Origin of the sequence: Pseudomonas sp. TH49 (assembly GCF_016650625.1) — a bacterium.
Lineage (GTDB): Bacteria > Pseudomonadota > Gammaproteobacteria > Pseudomonadales > Pseudomonadaceae > Aquipseudomonas > Aquipseudomonas fluorescens_H.
On the sequence record NZ_JAEKFL010000002.1, the window covers coordinates 586548 to 602177 of the forward strand.

Here is a 15630-nt window from a genome sequence, read left to right on the forward strand (position 1 = left end):
CGCGAATACTCCGCCAACATGAAGTTTGTGTGACATCCGTTCGGTCGTGGGCCGCGCCAACTGCCTATGTCGTAACAGCAGGTTTTTGCAGGCCTGCGGCCTCGTGTGGCAACTCAAAAGGATCTCGTAGTGATGCTCGCTCGCCCATCCCGTCGTCGTAGCAACGCCCAGTCATTCAAGCGTGAACTCGCGGAGCCGGCGCTGTGGTTGCTCAAGCCGTTGGCACACGCCGTGGCGTTGTGTCTGGTGGCGGGCAGTGCGCAGGCGCAGACGGCGTTCAGCTCGGGCTGGTTTGCCGCCAAGGGCGCGGCACAGCAAGCAGCCGCTGCGCGTCCGAGCGTCGGTGGTTTGCCGGGAATGACCCCGCCATTGGCGCAGCAGCAGAAAGCCAGTCAGCAGTTGCAGCGTTCGATCCAGACCCTGAACAACACCGTGGCTGCGATTGCCGCACAACAGGCGGCCCAGGCCGCCGGACGTGCCACGGCGCTTGGCACTGTGCAAGCGGTGCCGGATGGCTTGGGTGAGGGTGGCCTGAAGGTCGATAACAGCCTTACGCAAGGTTGGCAGAACGCCAAAGGCCCGCAACAGACTCAGGCCGACGGCAAGACCACGGTGAAGATCGAGCAGACTGCCGACAAGGCCATCCTCAACTGGGAGACCTTCAACGTCGGGCGTAACACCAGCGTCGAATTCGCCCAACAGTCGGACTGGGCCGTGCTCAACCGGGTCAACGATCCGAATGCACGCGCCAGTCAGATTCAAGGTCAGATCAAGGGTGACGGCACGGTGATGCTGATCAACCGGAACGGCATCGTGTTCAGCGGCAGCAGTCAGGTCGACGTGCGCAATCTGGTGGCGGCCGCCGCGAATATCACCGACATCCAGTTCCGTGAACGTGGCCTGTATTTCGACAGCAACGGCACGCAGCCGACGTTCACCGAGGCCGCTGGCAAGGTGCTGGTGGAACGCGGTGCGAGCATCGCCACGCACAAACCGGCGGCGTCCACCGATGCTGGCGGTTATGCCTTGCTGCTCGGCAGCGAAGTGCAGAACGACGGCAGCATCAGCACCGCCAAGGGCCAGACCGTGCTGGCCGCCGGTGATCGCTTCTACATTCGCAAGGGTTCGGGCACCGAAGGCAATGCGCTGTCCACGACCTTCGGCAGCGAAGTCATTCCGGGCTTCAAGGCCAGCGTTGCTGCGGGCAAGGTCAGCAACAACGGCCTGATCCAGTCCGCGACCGGCGACATCACCCTGACCGGCCACGAGGTGGTGCAGAACGGCGTATTGCTCGCCAGCACCTCGGTGGCGACACGCGGCACGATTCATCTGAGCAACCCGAGCACCGACAGCAGCGGCAGCGTCACGCTGGGGCAGGGCAGCGCGACGGCGATCATGCTCGACAGCAGCGACCTGACGGCGCTCGACAGCCAGCATGACGCTGCCCTGACCAGCGTCAGCGCGAACAACCGGATTCGTGGCGATCAGTCGCGCATCGAGATCCAGAGCGGCGGCAGCGTCGAGTTCCAGAACGGCTCGATCACTCTGGCCACCGGCGGCCAGGTCGCTGTCAGTGCACAGCGCCGCAGCCTGGTGCGTGATGGCGCGTTGATTGATGTGTCAGGTGCGGTTGGCGTCAACGTGGCGATGGAAAACAACAGCATCAAGATCAACGTGCAGGGCAACGAGCAGCGCGATGCGTCGGTCAACCGCGAGAAGGGCGCGCTCAACAGCAACGACATCTGGGTCGATGTGCGTGAGCTGGTGTACGTCCCGGCCGGCACCAACGGCTATGCCACGGATCGCTGGTACACGGCCGGTGGCTTGCTTGAAGTCGGTGGCTATCTCGGCACCCAGGGTCACAGCATCGGCGAGTGGATGGCCCAGGGCGGTACGGTGAGTTTTGCCGGCAATGACGTGGTCACCGAGAAGGGCTCGTTGATCAATCTGTCGGGTGGCACCCTGGACGTGCAGGGCGGCGAGATTCGCCAGAGCTGGCTGCGCGGCGCCGACGGCAAACTGTATGAAGTCTCCCGTGCCCCGGGGGATCTGCTCTACACCGGACTGTACAAAGGTTATGAAGACAGCAGCGAACGCTGGGGCCAGACCCGTTATTACTACAGTCCGCTGATCGCGCCGCGCTCGCGTTTCGAATCGGGTTACACCGTGGGACGCGACGCCGGGCAACTGGTGATCTCCACCGCCAACGCCGTGCTCGATGGGCAGATGCTCGGCGAGGTGTATCAGGGCGAGCGGCAGAACCAGGCGCCACAAGCGGTACTCGATGGTTATGACCAGAGCCAGAACGCACTGGCGCGTCGTGCGCAACTGATTGTCGGCAGCTATGACCCGGCCTATGTGGCAGCGGCCAGTGGCCTGTTGTACTCGCTCAATCCCCTGCTTGATCAAGTGCAGATTGGCGGCCAGCGTCCAGTCACCGGCACTGACCCGGATCTGACCGGAGCCGTGGCGGACTCGCGTAAGGGCAAGCTGTTTCTTGATAACGATCAGCTCAACGGTTTCCGTCTCGGCGCGCTCAAGGTCGCGGCTCGGGACCAGATCGCTGTCGCTGGCGCGCTGGGTGTCGACAACGGTGGCGACATCACCCTGTATGCGCCGGATGTGCAGATTGACGCCAACCTGAGTGCGCGCAGCGGCAGTTTGCATCTGGGCAACGTGCTCAATCAGTTCAACGGCACCGAGCGTACCGATACCCGGCTCACGGCGAAAACCGACAAGGTCACGCAAGTGGCGGTGGCTGCAGGCGTACACCTCGATACCCGTGGGGTGTGGAGCAATCTGCGCACTAATCCCGACGACAACGCCGGCCTCGGGGCTCTCAACGGTGGTCTGCTGTCGATCCGCAGCAGTGGTGATATCGACATTGCCTCTGACAGCCTGCTCGACGTTTCTTCGGGCGGCGCGCTGCTCGCCAACGGCAAGACCCAGGGCGGCAAGGGTGGCGATCTGACGCTGGAGTCCAGTGCGATTTCCGCACCGGGCCAATCGCATTTGCGCCTGGAGGGTGAACTGCGTGGCTATGGCGTCAAGGGCGGCGGCACGCTGACCGTGCAGGCCAACAGGATTCAGATCGGCCAGGCCGATACGTTGCCCGCGACCAACACGCTGCAACTGTCTGCGGACCTGTTCGGCAAGGGTTTCTCGGCTTACAACCTCATTGGCTTGAACGGGCTGGGCGTCGCCGAAGGTACTGCGATTGATGTGACGATGCCGGTCTATCGCTATGCGGATTCGGCACCCAATCAGGCCAGCGGCGTCGATCCGCAATCGGCGCTGGAGCTGTGGACGCCGGCGCGGTACCAGGAGAATCCGACCAAGGGCGTCCTGACGCAGCGCGGCGGTGCCAGCCTGACGCTGCAAGGCGGGGCCAGTCTGATCAACCTGATCGATGCGGCCAACAGCCCGCTGACCATTGGCCGCGGCGCGCGCATCAGTGTCGATCCTGGCCAGAGCATCAAACTGCGCGGGGCCGGGCAGATCACCGTGGACGGCGAACTCAATGCCTGGGGCGGCACGATCGACATTCGCCAGCAGCAATTGGGCTCGATCAAACCGGCCACCTCCGATCAAAAGGCTGACCCGAACGCACACAACCGTTCGATCTGGATCGGTGAATACGCGGTGCTCGACGTGGCCGGGCGGGCCAGCACCGCCGTCGATGCGTTGGGGCGCCGTTACGGTCAGGTCGGCAAGGGCGGCAGTATCATCCTTGGCGGCGAGATCGACGCGAAACTCGCCACGGCCACGGCGGCCGATGCCTACGTGATCGTGCGCCAAGGCGCACGTCTGGACGCTTCCGGCAGCGAAGCGCTGCTCGACATCGCCGGTCAAGGCCCGACCCGCGTCGCCACGGACGGCGGGCGCATCAGCCTGAGTTCCTACAACGGCCTGTTCATCGACGGTGATCTGCGGGCAACGGCCGGTGGCGTCGGGGCGGCGGGCGGGCGTCTGGAGATCGCTCTGGAAACGCCGCTGTACGCCGACTCGGCGGATAACAGCGTACGAGCGCCGAGGGAGATGATCATCGGCCAAGGCATGTCTGAAGAGCGGCTCGCGGCGGATCTGCGACCGGGGCAGGGCGCCGCTGGCTTGCGCTATGGACAGGCGCGCTTGAGCGCCGATGGCCTGATGTCTGGCGGCTTCGATAATCTGAGCCTGTTGAGTAACGGTTTGCTGTCATTCGATGGCGATGTCAACTTGCACATGAATCAGAGTCTGAGCCTGTACGCCGGCGCGCTGTCGCTGGCTGAGTCGGCGCAGGACACTGCGCGTGTTGACGTGAGCGCACCGTATCTGCGCTTGTCCGGTGTTGGCAGCTACTACGGCATCGTCGGTGCGATCCGGCCACGCCTGACGAATAACCCGACCACGCAGTTGTCGCAGGCGCAGTTCAACGCCTCGGCCGACTTGTTGGATCTGGGCAATGGCCTGTCGTTCGGTACTCAGGGTTCGATTCTGCAACTCAAGGCGCCGGCCGCTGAATACAGCCGTTGGGCGTTCGGGCAGGTGAGTCTCGACAGCCGTGGCGATCTGCGTTTCCTGGCACCGACCGATGGCGCGCAGAAGTCGCGGTTGTGGACCCCGGGCGACTTGAACCTGAGCGCCGCGCAGATCTATCCGGCCAGTGGTGTTCAGGCCGAGGTGCGCGTCGGTTATCAGGGCGCCGTGCCGGTTTCCCAGCACACCTTGCGCATCAGCGGCCACGGCGCGGCACCGGCAGCGATGCCGTATTCGGTGTTTGGCAGACTGGAACTGTCAGCCGCTTACATCGAGCAGGGCGGCGTGCTTCGTGCGCCGCTCGGCATGATCACCCTGGGCGACGATTTGCTGACGACCACCCGCGAAGTTCGCTTGTTACCCGGCAGTGTGACCTCGGTCAGTGGCGCCGGACTGGTCATGCCTTATGGCGGTACCACCGACGGCATCGACTATCGCTATGACGGCAAGTCTGTGGAATTGAACGGAATCACTGGCGAGACCGCTGGTGTGTCGATGCGCTCGCAATTGATCGATGTGCAGCCTGGCGCGTTGCTTGATCTGTCGGGGGGCGGTGACCTGCGTGGCGCCGGTTTCGTGTCCGGACGCGGCGGTTCCACCGATGCCCGGTTCAACCCGCTGGTGCGCAATGCCACCGACGGCACGTTCAGCCTGCCGGGGCTGGCGAGCAATCCGGTGTACGCCATCGTGCCGGGCAATCAAAGCATCTACGCACCGATGCTCGCCGAAGGCGGCGCGGTTGATCCGCGTATCGGCCAGCAAATCACTCTCGGTGCCGGTGTCCCGGGGTTGGCCGCTGGCACCTATACGCTGCTGCCTTCGACCTTTGCCCTGTTGCCCGGCGCGTTCCGGGTCGAGGTCAATGGCCAGGCGACGGCGGCAGCACCAGGAGCGGCGTTGGCGCTGCGCAATGGTTCATGGACCAGCAGCGGGCAGCTGTCGATCGCCAACACCGGTTTGCGCGACAGCCTCGCCAGTCAAGTCATCCTGACCTCCGCCGACGTGTTGCGTCGTTACTCGCAATACAACGAAACCAGTTTCACCCAATTCATTCAGAGCGATGCGGCACGCCGCGGCGTACCACGCGCGCTGGCACCCATGGACGGCAAAACTCTGGACTTGCGTCTGGTGGCCGGTGGCGAGCAGGACATCGCCTTGCAGTTCAACGGGCGCGCGCAATTCAATGCTGCCGAGGGAGGGCTGGTCGGCACGGCGGCGGTGCGCAGTGGTAACGCCCGCACCCGCTTCGAAATCCTCGGTGCCGGTCAGGCACCGACCCAGGATTTCGACGGCATTTCGCTGTACGCCGACACCCTCAACCAGTTGGGCGCCGCACGCTTGACCCTCGGTGCGTTGCCGACGGTGAACTACAACACCGCCGGCAACATCATCAACTTCACTGGCGACACCAGCGACATCGTGTTGCGTCAGGGGGCCGTTCTTTCGGCACCGGAAGTCTTGTTGCGCACCAACTCCGCGCAGGGCGCGATCACCATCGAAGCCGGTGCCGGCATCAACACGCTGGGGCGCGGCAATGTCGCTTACGACTCCACGGCCGGCTACATCTATCAGCCCGGTGCCGCGAGCCTGTTGGTGATGTCCAACGGCTGGACCAACGTGCTCGCTCCCGAGGCCGGCAGCAATGCTTTCGGCGCTGGCGACATCCGCATCGGCGTCTGCTCGACGGGGCTGTGCAGCAGCCCGACCCAGCTCTATTCCAACGGCAGCATTACCGCCGCCACCGACCGACAGTTCGAACTCGGCGAAGCGGTGCGCTTCGGCACGCGTCACCTGGCGCTGGCCGTCGGTGCGGTGAACGCCGGCAGTGCCGAAGCGCTGGCCGCTGCGGGTAACCGGGTGCCGGCCGGGCTGACCTTGAACCAGAATGTGCTGGATCGCCTGATGCGCGGTGATAGCCAATTCGGTGCGCCCGCTCTGGAAACCCTGAGCCTGACCACCCGCGATGCCTTCAATCTGTACGGCAGCGTGACCCTCGACACCCTGGATCCGCAGACCGGACAGAGCAAATTGCAGAATCTGGTGCTCGCCACCCCGGCGATTTACGGGGCGGGCAATGCCAATGATGTGGCGGCCATCCGCACCGCCAACCTGATCTGGAACGGCGCGACTCAGGATCCGGGCAGTGTGATCGCCGGTGGTGCCGGCACCGGCAGCGGCACGCTGGAGATTCAGGCTCAACGTATCGAACTGGGTTACGGCCCGATGCCGCAACCGAACGGGCTGGATCACAACAGCCGTCTGGCGCTGGGTTTTGCCAACGTCAACCTGACGGCGAGCGAACGCATTACCGCCAACCACAAGGGCAGTCTGGCGGTGTATCAGGAACAGGGCGCTTACGATCCGCTCAAGGGCTACCTCTACAGCGGCGGCAACCTCAATCTGCGTACGCCGTTGCTTACCGGCGAAGCGGCGTCGGTCAACCTGCTCAAGGCTGGCAACAACCTGACGCTCAGCGGCACTGGCGCCGGTAATTCTGCCGCGGCGGATGCCCTGGGCGCCGAGTTGAATCTGCAAGCCGAGCGCATTGTGCTCGACAGTCGTATCGCGTTGGCCAGCGGCAAACTGGCGGTCACGGCCGAGCACGATCTGACCCTCGCCAATGGTGCGCAGCTGGACCTTGCCGGGCGCACCTTGCCGTTCAACGATGTCAGCAAGTACAGCTGGGGCGGCGACGTGTCGCTGTTGAGCCAAAGTGGCAATATCCGCCAGGCGCCCGGTTCGCGCATCGACCTGTCGGCGAAAAACAATCAGGCCGGCAACCTCAGTGCGGTCGCGTTGGCGAGCGCGGCGGGCATCGTCGACTTGCAGGGTGAAATTCGCGGTGGCAGCAGCGGCTATTACGACGCTGGCGGCACGCTGGTGCCGTACAAGTCCGGTGGCGTGGAGATTCGCGCCCAGCGTCTGGGCGCAGACGCGAGTGAACAGTTCGCCGCCCTCAATCAGCGTCTGAATGCCGGTCAGGTTTTCGGCAGTCGCAGCTTGCAGCTCAAGCAAGGTGATCTGTTTATTGGCGACGGCATGAAGGCGAGCGAGATCAATGTGTCGGTGGACGCCGGCAAGCTGACGGTCGGTGGTCTGATCGATGCCAGTGGCGAGCGTGTCGGCAGCATTCGGCTGTCGGCCAGGGACGGTCTGACGCTGACCGGCAACAGTGTGCTCGATGCCCATGGCCGCGTGTTGCGCGTCGACAGTTACGGCAAGATCATTGATGCGCCGAACCGCGCGATGGTCGAACTCAACTCCGGTGACGACGTGTTGACCCTGGCTTCCGGCGCACGCATCGACTTGCGTCATGGTACCGATGCGGTACCGGGGTATCTGGCGGGGCAGCATGACCAGATGCTGCGTGGCACGCTGGAACTGAACGCGCCGCGCCTGGGTGTCGGCGACATTGCCATCGATGCCAGCGGCACACTGACTATTCAGGGCGCGCGTTCGATCGGCCTCAATGGCATGCGACGTTACACCGATGCTCGCGATGGGCTCGATCCGGCGGTCAGCGGTCGGCCTTATCAAGTGATCGATCAGGCCCTGTTCGAGCGTATCGATGGCGACAGCACTACGTTCATCAATGCCGCGCTGGGCAACACCGATCTGCTGCAACGCAAACTGGCGGGGCTGAACAATGCCACTTACGCCGATGCGTTCCATCTGCGTCCCGGGGTCGAGATCGCCAGTAAAACCGCCGATGGCGATCTGGTGGTGGAGGGCGACATCGATCTGTCCCGTTACCGCTATGCCAGCCTCAACCCGCACACACAGAAAGTCGCCGGCGTCTACGGCTCGGGCGAGTCCGGCAGTCTGGTGATTCGCGCCGGCGGTAACCTGGATATCTACGGCAGTCTCAACGACGGCTTCGCGCCGCCACCGGAAACCGCTGACGATGCCGGCTGGAAACTGTTGCCGGGCGTGCAACCGTTCGGTGGCGACCTGATTGTGCCGGGCACCGGCGTAACGCTGGCTGAGGGTACGCAGTTCCCGTCGGGTACCACGCTGAACTACGACTTGCCGATCCAGGCCACCACGCTGGTCAGCGGCACGCTGTTGCCGGTTGAGGTGCAACTGGCCGCGCCTTATACCTTCAATGCCGGCACCGTGTTGGCGGGCGCCGTGCACGACGCATCGGGCAATCTGCTGTACGCCGCCGGAACGCTGCTCAGCGAAAACCTGACCTTGCCCGCCAACAGCCGTCTGGGCGCCGGCATTCGCTTGAACCGCAATACCGCTTTGCAGGCAATCGACTGGCCAAAAGGTGTACCGCTGCCGGGGGCGTTCGACGCCGATACCGGCAGCAGCAAAAACCTGCTGTTGCGCGGTTCACTGGCGCTGTTGCGCGGCTCGTTGATTCCGTCCATGACCAACGTGGTTCTGGCTGACGGCGCTGCCTTTGTCGAACTGCGTCCGTTGGCCGGGACACGCCAGGGCGCGAACTGGGCGCTGGCAAGCATGTTGCCGGCGGGCAGCTCGTCGTGGTCGATGCGCGTGGTGGCGGGCGCGGACCTGGGGGCGGCGGATAACCGCGCGGTGCAGCCGCTGACCCGCGAAGGCAACCTGCGTCTGGCGGACACTCATTACGGCGCCAAGGTGACGCAGGGCAATCCGAAACCGGTGTGGTCCGAGACCAATCAGTACGGCTTTCCGGCCTTTGAACCGGTGCCTGAAGAGTATCTGGTGCTGTGCGACATCGACCCGGGAGCCTGTGCACCGATGGCGCGCTGGACCTGGGCGCCGGGCAATATGTTCGGGTTCCAGGATTACGCGCCGATTCCCGAAGAGTATTTGGCCCTGTGCGACAGTTATCCGGAAGTCTGTGTCGAGAGCAATCCGGCGACCAGTGCGCGGATCCACAGCCAGATGTTCAGTGTGCTGCGCACCGGCACCGGGGATCTGGACCTGTTGGCGGCGGGTAACCTGAGCATGAATTCGCCGTTTGGCGTGTACACCGCCGGTACGCAGTCGAGCGATGTCGATCCACGTTTCAATCAAGTGCGCGGACGCCTGTCGGACGACGGATCAGTGCTGGGCAGCGCTGGTGCTGACTCCGAGAAGTGGGTCAACGGCGGCACCGAAAGCCTTTATCAGGCCTGGTACCCGCAGATGGGCGGCAACCTGACGGTCAGCGCTAGCGGTTCTGTTTCCGGTGACAGCCTGGGGCGTCGGGAGACCGCTACCGGTGGCACTTACCGGGAGCAGCAGTCGAGCGTGGCCGTGGGTAACTGGCTGTGGCGTCAGGGCACCGGCAGCAGTGATGTGCCGACCGCGTGGTGGATCAACTTCGGCAGCTACGCCAGTCAACCGCTGCCGGATGAAGGCGCCGACGCCGCGCCATACCTGGTGGGATTTACCGGTTTCGGCACGCTGGGTGGCGGTAACATCAGCCTGCGTGTCGGTGACGATGGCGGCATGCTCAGACCGCTGGGCGATTCCCGGGTCAATCTGCGCAGTCAGGGGCTGATCGTCGCCGTGGGCAGCACCGGGCGGGTCGGCAGCGATGGCCGTCTGGAGTTGACCGGTGGCGGCGACATGGATATTCGCATCGGCGGCACGCTCAATCCGTCACTGCAGGCCCGGGCGGGTGCGCTGGGTACCAGTCAGCCGAAGCACGACCTGCAAGGCGCCCTGATCAATCTGCGCGGCGCTGCGCAATTGACCGGTAGCGCGGTGGGCGGGATCAACCTGCAATACGGCGCGAACAAGTCAGTTCACGATGCCCGTGAAACCCGCGCGGCCGATCCATTTACCTCGACCAGCAGCAATGCTTCCGGTGGCCTGGTGCTGATACCCGGTGACTCGGGCATGCGCATCAACACCCGGGGTGACCTGGTGCTGGGGGGCGCGGTGGACCCGGGCCGGGTGCAGTTGCAGAACGCCACGCCGCTGTTCGACAGCGACGGCACGGTCAGCAAGGGCGGGATCCTCAGCGGTTTCTCGCTGTGGACTGCGCACACGGCCATTGATCTGTTCTCGGCCGGGGGCAACCTCACGCCGAGCACGCAATTGGCCGAAACCGATACCAACGGGCCACTCACCGGTCACAACACCTCGCCCACCGACAGCCGTTTCGTCTACCCGTCGATACTGCGTGCGGTGGCCGCACAAGGTTCGATCTATGCCGGCTCGTCGGCCACCTACGGGGTGGGTAATGAAGCGCCAGCGATGGGTTATTCGCTGCTGTTGGCACCTTCGACTGCCGGTCAGCTCGAGTTGCTGGCCGGTGATTCGATTTATGCCGGCGGTTATGCGATCAACCAGTCTGGTGCCAGCCCGTTGGCGATTGCCACACCGTTCGCCCCGGCGTTCAACGGATTTGCCAACAACAAGTCGCAAACTCCGTTCATCAGCAACAGCGGCAGCGATGGCGTCGCGGCCGATGCCAACAGGCGTTACCCGCTGTTCGCGTTCGGCAGTAACACCTATTCCGGTCTGAATGACGTGCAGGGGCCTGCGCGCTTCTATGCGTTGACCGGCGATCTGGTCGGCGTGCGCAGCGGCGAGACCCTGCGGGCGAGTGATTCGCTGCGTACCTGGTACGAAGCTGCCGGCCCGGTGTGGATGCTGGCCGGTCGCGATATCGTGGCGTCCGGCACCAACCTCGGCAGTCCGACGACGTCTGCCAAGGACGGGGTCGGCACCACCAAGGACACGATCTACTCCACCGGCAACCTGTTCGTGCATAACGATCCACGGGATGTTTCGAAGGTTTCAGCCGGGCGCGACATTCTGTACAGCAGCTTCGACATCGCCGGCCCCGGCACGCTGGAAGTCAATGCCGGGCGCAATATCCTCATGGAGGATCGCGCCAGTATCACCAGCACCGGGCCGCTGGCGCCAGGTGACAAGCGTGCGGGGGCCAATGTGGTGTTGCAGGCCGGGGTTGGTGTGCAGGGGCCGGATTATTCGCGGTTCATTGCCCGTTATCTGAATCCGCAGAACGTTGCCAATAAGGACGTGGCGCTCAGTGCGCAACCGGGCAAAGTGGTCAAGACTTACCTCGACGAGTTGCAGAGCTGGCTGAGCCTCGGCTACGGCTTCAGCGGCAATCAAGAGCAGGCGCAAGCGTTCTTTGCCGCGCTGCCGAGTTCCGCGCAGACGATCTTCGCGCGGCAGGTGTACTTCGCCGAATTGCGCGCCGGTGGCCTGGAATACAACGACGTCGACGGCCCGCGCAAAGGCAGTTACCTGCGCGGTCGCAACGCCATCGCCGCGCTGTTCCCGACCACCGACGTGGCGGGCAATCCGCTCCGCTACGACGGCGACATCACGCTGTACGGTGGTGCCGGGGTCAAGACCCTGTTCGGCGGCGACATTCAGATGCTCACGCCGGGCGGCGGTCAGGTGTTCGGCATCGAAGGCGCGGCGCCACCGTCCACCGCCGGGATCATCACCCAGGGTTCGGGCAACATTCAGCTCTACTCGCAGGGCAGCATTCTGCTGGGGCAAAGCCGGATCATGACCACCTTCGGCGGCTCGATCCTGGGCTGGTCGGCCGAGGGCGACATCAACGCCGGTCGCGGCTCGAAAACCACGGTGGTCTACACCCCACCGAAACGCGTGTACGACACCTGGGGCAACGTGACCCTGTCGCCATCGGTGCCGAGCACCGGCGCGGGTATCGCCACACTCAACCCGATCGCCGAAGTGGCACCCGGCGACATCGACCTGATCGCACCGCTGGGCACCATCGATGCGGGGGAGGCGGGGATTCGTGTTTCGGGCAACGTCAACATCGCCGCGCTGACCGTGGTCAACGCCGCCAACATCGCGGTGCAGGGCAAGACCAGCGGCGTACCGGTGGTGGCCGCGGTGAACACCGGAGCGATTACCTCGGCCAGCTCCGCCGCCTCTTCGGCCACGCAAGCGGCGGAAGATGTGGCGCGTCAGCAGCAGGCAGCCGCGCGGCAGAATCAGGCGTCGGTGTTCACGGTGCAGGTGCTGAGTTTCGGCAACGAGCAACTGGCGCCGAACCGCGATGGAGCAAGCCGTGCGCCGGCGACCGGATACAACCCGAACAGCCCGGTGCAGGTGCTAGGGGCAGGGGCGCTGGATGAACAGGCGAAACAGCAGTTGACCGAGGAGGAGCGGGGGCAACTGACGTTGTAAAAGACTCTCGTGTAGTACGCTTCGGGCGGCCTTTTGGCCGCCCTTTTTTTATGTTGATGAGGATCGTGGGTATTGTCGTCGGGTGTGGACTAACGTCAGTATTTTGATGCGCCCGTTCACTCGATAGACCAGCAGATAGTTCGGATTGACCACCATTTCCCGAGTGCCTGGCACTCGACCGGCCCGGTAACCATAGGGGATTGATGAAAGCCTTTGCGTTGCTGCACCAACCTTGTGCTGTAGAGCCACTGAAGCGTTGGAGTTGTATTGTTCAACGTAATCGATAATGTCAGCCAGATCGTTCAGAGCTTGATCGCTCCATTCAAGCAGCAGCGCGGCGCTTCCTGCGCATCTCTTCCAGCATCTGGTCAAGCATTGCCATAGCTTCATCATGGGGAATGCCAGGGCTGGGGTCATCGAGTGCCTCCTGCACCTTGGCACGAAACCAGCGATCGTAGCTCTCTGCCTCTTCTTCGGATTCGAAGTCAGAGTAAAACGGGGAAAGTAATAAGCTCATAGTGATCTCCGTGATCAATCTCAGCAGTTTAAGGGGGAATGGCCCATTGTCGTCACTGGCAGACGATGTACCCCATGAGCTCTCGAAGAACCATGGGATAACGAAGCCCAGTATCTGCAAGCGCCCCTTTGGAATCTGCCGGACGTTTCCCTCCGTTGTCCGGCAATCTCGACCGCCGTTGTAGGCCTATTCCTCCACTCTGTTTTTCAGGTTTCCAGCCTACAAATCCGCGCGCACCTTCCTACAAATGCACTCAGAACGCATACGGAATACTCACCTTCGCCCACAACATTTCCCCCTCTGGCCGGTTCTCCACGTCAAACTCCTTGGCCCAGCGAATCTCCGCGCTGGCGTACTTGAGAAAGGTCAGGTGCAACGCCGGGCCGATCGCGAACACCTGGCCGCGCACGCCGTCGTTCACGTCTTGCCCGGCGAACTGCACAGTGTGGCCGTACTGTTTGTCGTCGGTGGTCTGCTTGAGGTAGTAGCCGTTGAGGCCGAACATCACATCGTCGGTGATCTTGTAGCTGGCCGAATAATCGAAGTGGAAGATCTGCCCGGACTTGTAGTCGGTGTCCTTGTTCTTCTCGTTGAAGCTGTAGGTGGTCTTCATCGACACTTCGGTCTTGTCGGTCGGCAGCCAGGTGAAGGAGAACAGCGGCTTGTAGGTGTAGAAATTGTTGCTGGTGTTGGCCAGCCGATCGACGCTGTATTCCCCCGTGGGCACCGTTACTTCAAGGGCTGCGCCGAGGGTCAGGTTCTTGCCCATGTCCCACAGGATGATCGGCGCAATCGTGGTATCGCCCATGCCTTCGCGGGTATCGCTGACGCCGTAGACCGAGACTTCCTGCTTCAGCCATGGCTGGGCGATGTAGCCGGCCAGACGTCCGCCGAACACTCGTACCGGGCTCAGGTAATCAATACGCGGGATCACCGCTGTGGATTCGATCTCGACATTCGGCACCTTGCCGCCCAACGAACTGATGTTGAGCTTCGTCGACTTGTAATGGTTGTAGTAGAGGTTGAACGCGACCATGTTCTCCGGAAGGCTGTCGACCTCCAGCGGCAGCATGAAGAACCCGTCGGTGCCGGGGCCGATGTTGTCGACCCCGGCTTCGGTGGCCAGGGCCGACAGGGCCGCGGAGCAACCGAGCAGAGTCAGTGCCAGACGCAAGGGGAATGTGGCGCGGTTCGGGCTCATGGCTGTCCTCATTATTATTGTGTTGGGACGTGGCGCCGGTACGCAGAACGTCCGGCACCATAGAAATAAGCGCTTGGCGTGCGACGGGGCAGGGTATTGGCGGACAGTTAGGGGGGCTTCTGCGGACAGTCGGCCAACCCTGTGCTAACTTCCTTCGACATAACCGGTTACAAAAATAACAATCAAGCGTGATCCGGAATGTCAGCCCCCATGAACGTAAAAGTCCAAGACCCCACTTTTGAACTGGCGCTGGTCTCGCCGTTTCTCCTGCAAACCCTCGCCGAAGTCGCGCAGAACAAAGGCATCGACCCCGAAAGCCTGTGCCGTGGCCTGGGGTTCACTTTTGAAGATCTGCAGGATCCGGCGCAACGCATTTCCTACCGTCAGGCCGTGGCGATGATTCAACGCGCGCTCAAAGTGCTGCCCAATCAGGGGCTGGGGCTGTGGGTCGGGGCGCAGAATGTGTTGGGTACGCTGGGGTTGCTCGGGCACGTGCTGTCGCTGTGCAAGACCTTGCGCGATGCCTTTGCCCTGGGCATCCGCCACCAGCACACCTCCGGCGGAATCGTGGTGTCCAGTGTCGATGTGGTCGGCGACCAGGTGCACCTCGATGCCGAATGTCGCTTGCCGTTCGCCGATGTGCAGGTGTTTGCGGTTGAAGAGTTTTTCGCCAGCCTGCTGGTGTATGGCCGGGCCTTGGTGGGCCATGAGTTCAAGGCGATTGCCGTGGAATTTGTCCACGCCGCGCCGGATTACCTGAGCGAATACCACCGCCTGCTCGGGCCCGATGTGCGCTTCGGCTGCCTGCACAATCGCATGCTGATCGATGCCCAGTGGCTGGACGTCAACCTGCCCAATCATCATTCGCTCGCGCTGCGTCAGGCGGTTGCCTTGCTGGAGCTGGAAGCGGCACAGGTGCACCAGAAACTCGATCTGATTCAGGCAGTGGAGCGGGCGATTGCCCGGGACTTGAGCCGGGGCAGCCATATCGAAAAAATCGCCGGCGACCTGAACATGAGCAGCCGCACCCTGCGCCGCCGTTTGACCGAGCATGCACTGACGTTCGAGGCGCTGCTGGAACAGGTGCGCCAGGCGCGGACCATGAGTCTGCTGGCCAATCCTGAGATGCCGATTGAACGCATCACCGAAGAGGTTGGCTACAGCGACGTGCGCAGTTTTCGCCGGGCGTTCAAGCGCTGGACGGGGATGAGCCCGAGTGCGTGGCGCCAGGATGCAAGCACCGCTTAGACATCGATCCCCTGTGGCGAGGGAG

Annotated in this window: 5 protein-coding genes; 2 read left to right on the forward strand and 3 right to left on the reverse strand. The window is 63.2% G+C overall.

Annotated features, from left to right (window positions below; genetic code table 11):
• Positions 1 to 132 precede the first annotated feature (132 nt).
• Positions 133 to 12639, forward strand: coding sequence for a filamentous hemagglutinin family protein (locus tag JFU48_RS20100; protein ID WP_201137425.1), 12507 nt, complete (start codon positions 133 to 135; stop codon positions 12637 to 12639).
• 48 nt (positions 12640 to 12687) lie between these two features.
• On the opposite strand, the gene JFU48_RS20105 is transcribed toward JFU48_RS20100, so the two are convergent.
• The 3 genes from JFU48_RS20105 to JFU48_RS20115 all read right to left on the reverse strand — a co-directional run bounded on the left by JFU48_RS20105 (position 12688) and on the right by JFU48_RS20115 (position 14357).
• Positions 12688 to 13056, reverse strand: coding sequence for a type II toxin-antitoxin system RelE/ParE family toxin (locus tag JFU48_RS20105; protein ID WP_342216042.1), 369 nt, complete (start codon positions 13054 to 13056; stop codon positions 12688 to 12690).
• The gene (relB, locus tag JFU48_RS20110) at positions 12962 to 13156 is read right to left on the reverse strand and encodes a type II toxin-antitoxin system RelB family antitoxin (protein ID WP_095136765.1); all 195 of its coding nucleotides are present in this window, start codon (positions 13154 to 13156) and stop codon (positions 12962 to 12964) included. The genes JFU48_RS20105 and relB overlap by 95 nt, the downstream gene beginning before the upstream one ends.
• A 253-nt stretch (positions 13157 to 13409) precedes the next feature.
• Positions 13410 to 14357: a SphA family protein gene (locus JFU48_RS20115; protein ID WP_201137426.1), complete on the reverse strand. Its 948-nt coding sequence runs from the start codon at positions 14355 to 14357 to the stop codon at positions 13410 to 13412.
• Between the two features lie 210 nt (positions 14358 to 14567).
• Between JFU48_RS20115 and JFU48_RS20120 the strand changes: the two genes are divergently transcribed.
• Positions 14568 to 15605: an AraC family transcriptional regulator gene (locus JFU48_RS20120; RefSeq protein WP_201137427.1), complete on the forward strand. Its 1038-nt coding sequence runs from the start codon at positions 14568 to 14570 to the stop codon at positions 15603 to 15605.
• Positions 15606 to 15630: the final 25 nt, after the last annotated feature.

Coding starts and splice junctions, on each gene's coding strand:
- JFU48_RS20100 (WP_201137425.1), top strand. CDS start 133: ATGCTCGCTCGCCCATCCCGTCGTCGTAGCAACGCCCAGTCATTCAAG.
- JFU48_RS20105 (WP_342216042.1), bottom strand. CDS start 13,056: ATGACCCCAGCCCTGGCATTCCCCATGATGAAGCTATGGCAATGCTTG.
- relB (WP_095136765.1), bottom strand. CDS start 13,156: ATGAGCTTATTACTTTCCCCGTTTTACTCTGACTTCGAATCCGAAGAA.
- JFU48_RS20115 (WP_201137426.1), bottom strand. CDS start 14,357: ATGAGCCCGAACCGCGCCACATTCCCCTTGCGTCTGGCACTGACTCTG.
- JFU48_RS20120 (WP_201137427.1), top strand. CDS start 14,568: ATGAACGTAAAAGTCCAAGACCCCACTTTTGAACTGGCGCTGGTCTCG.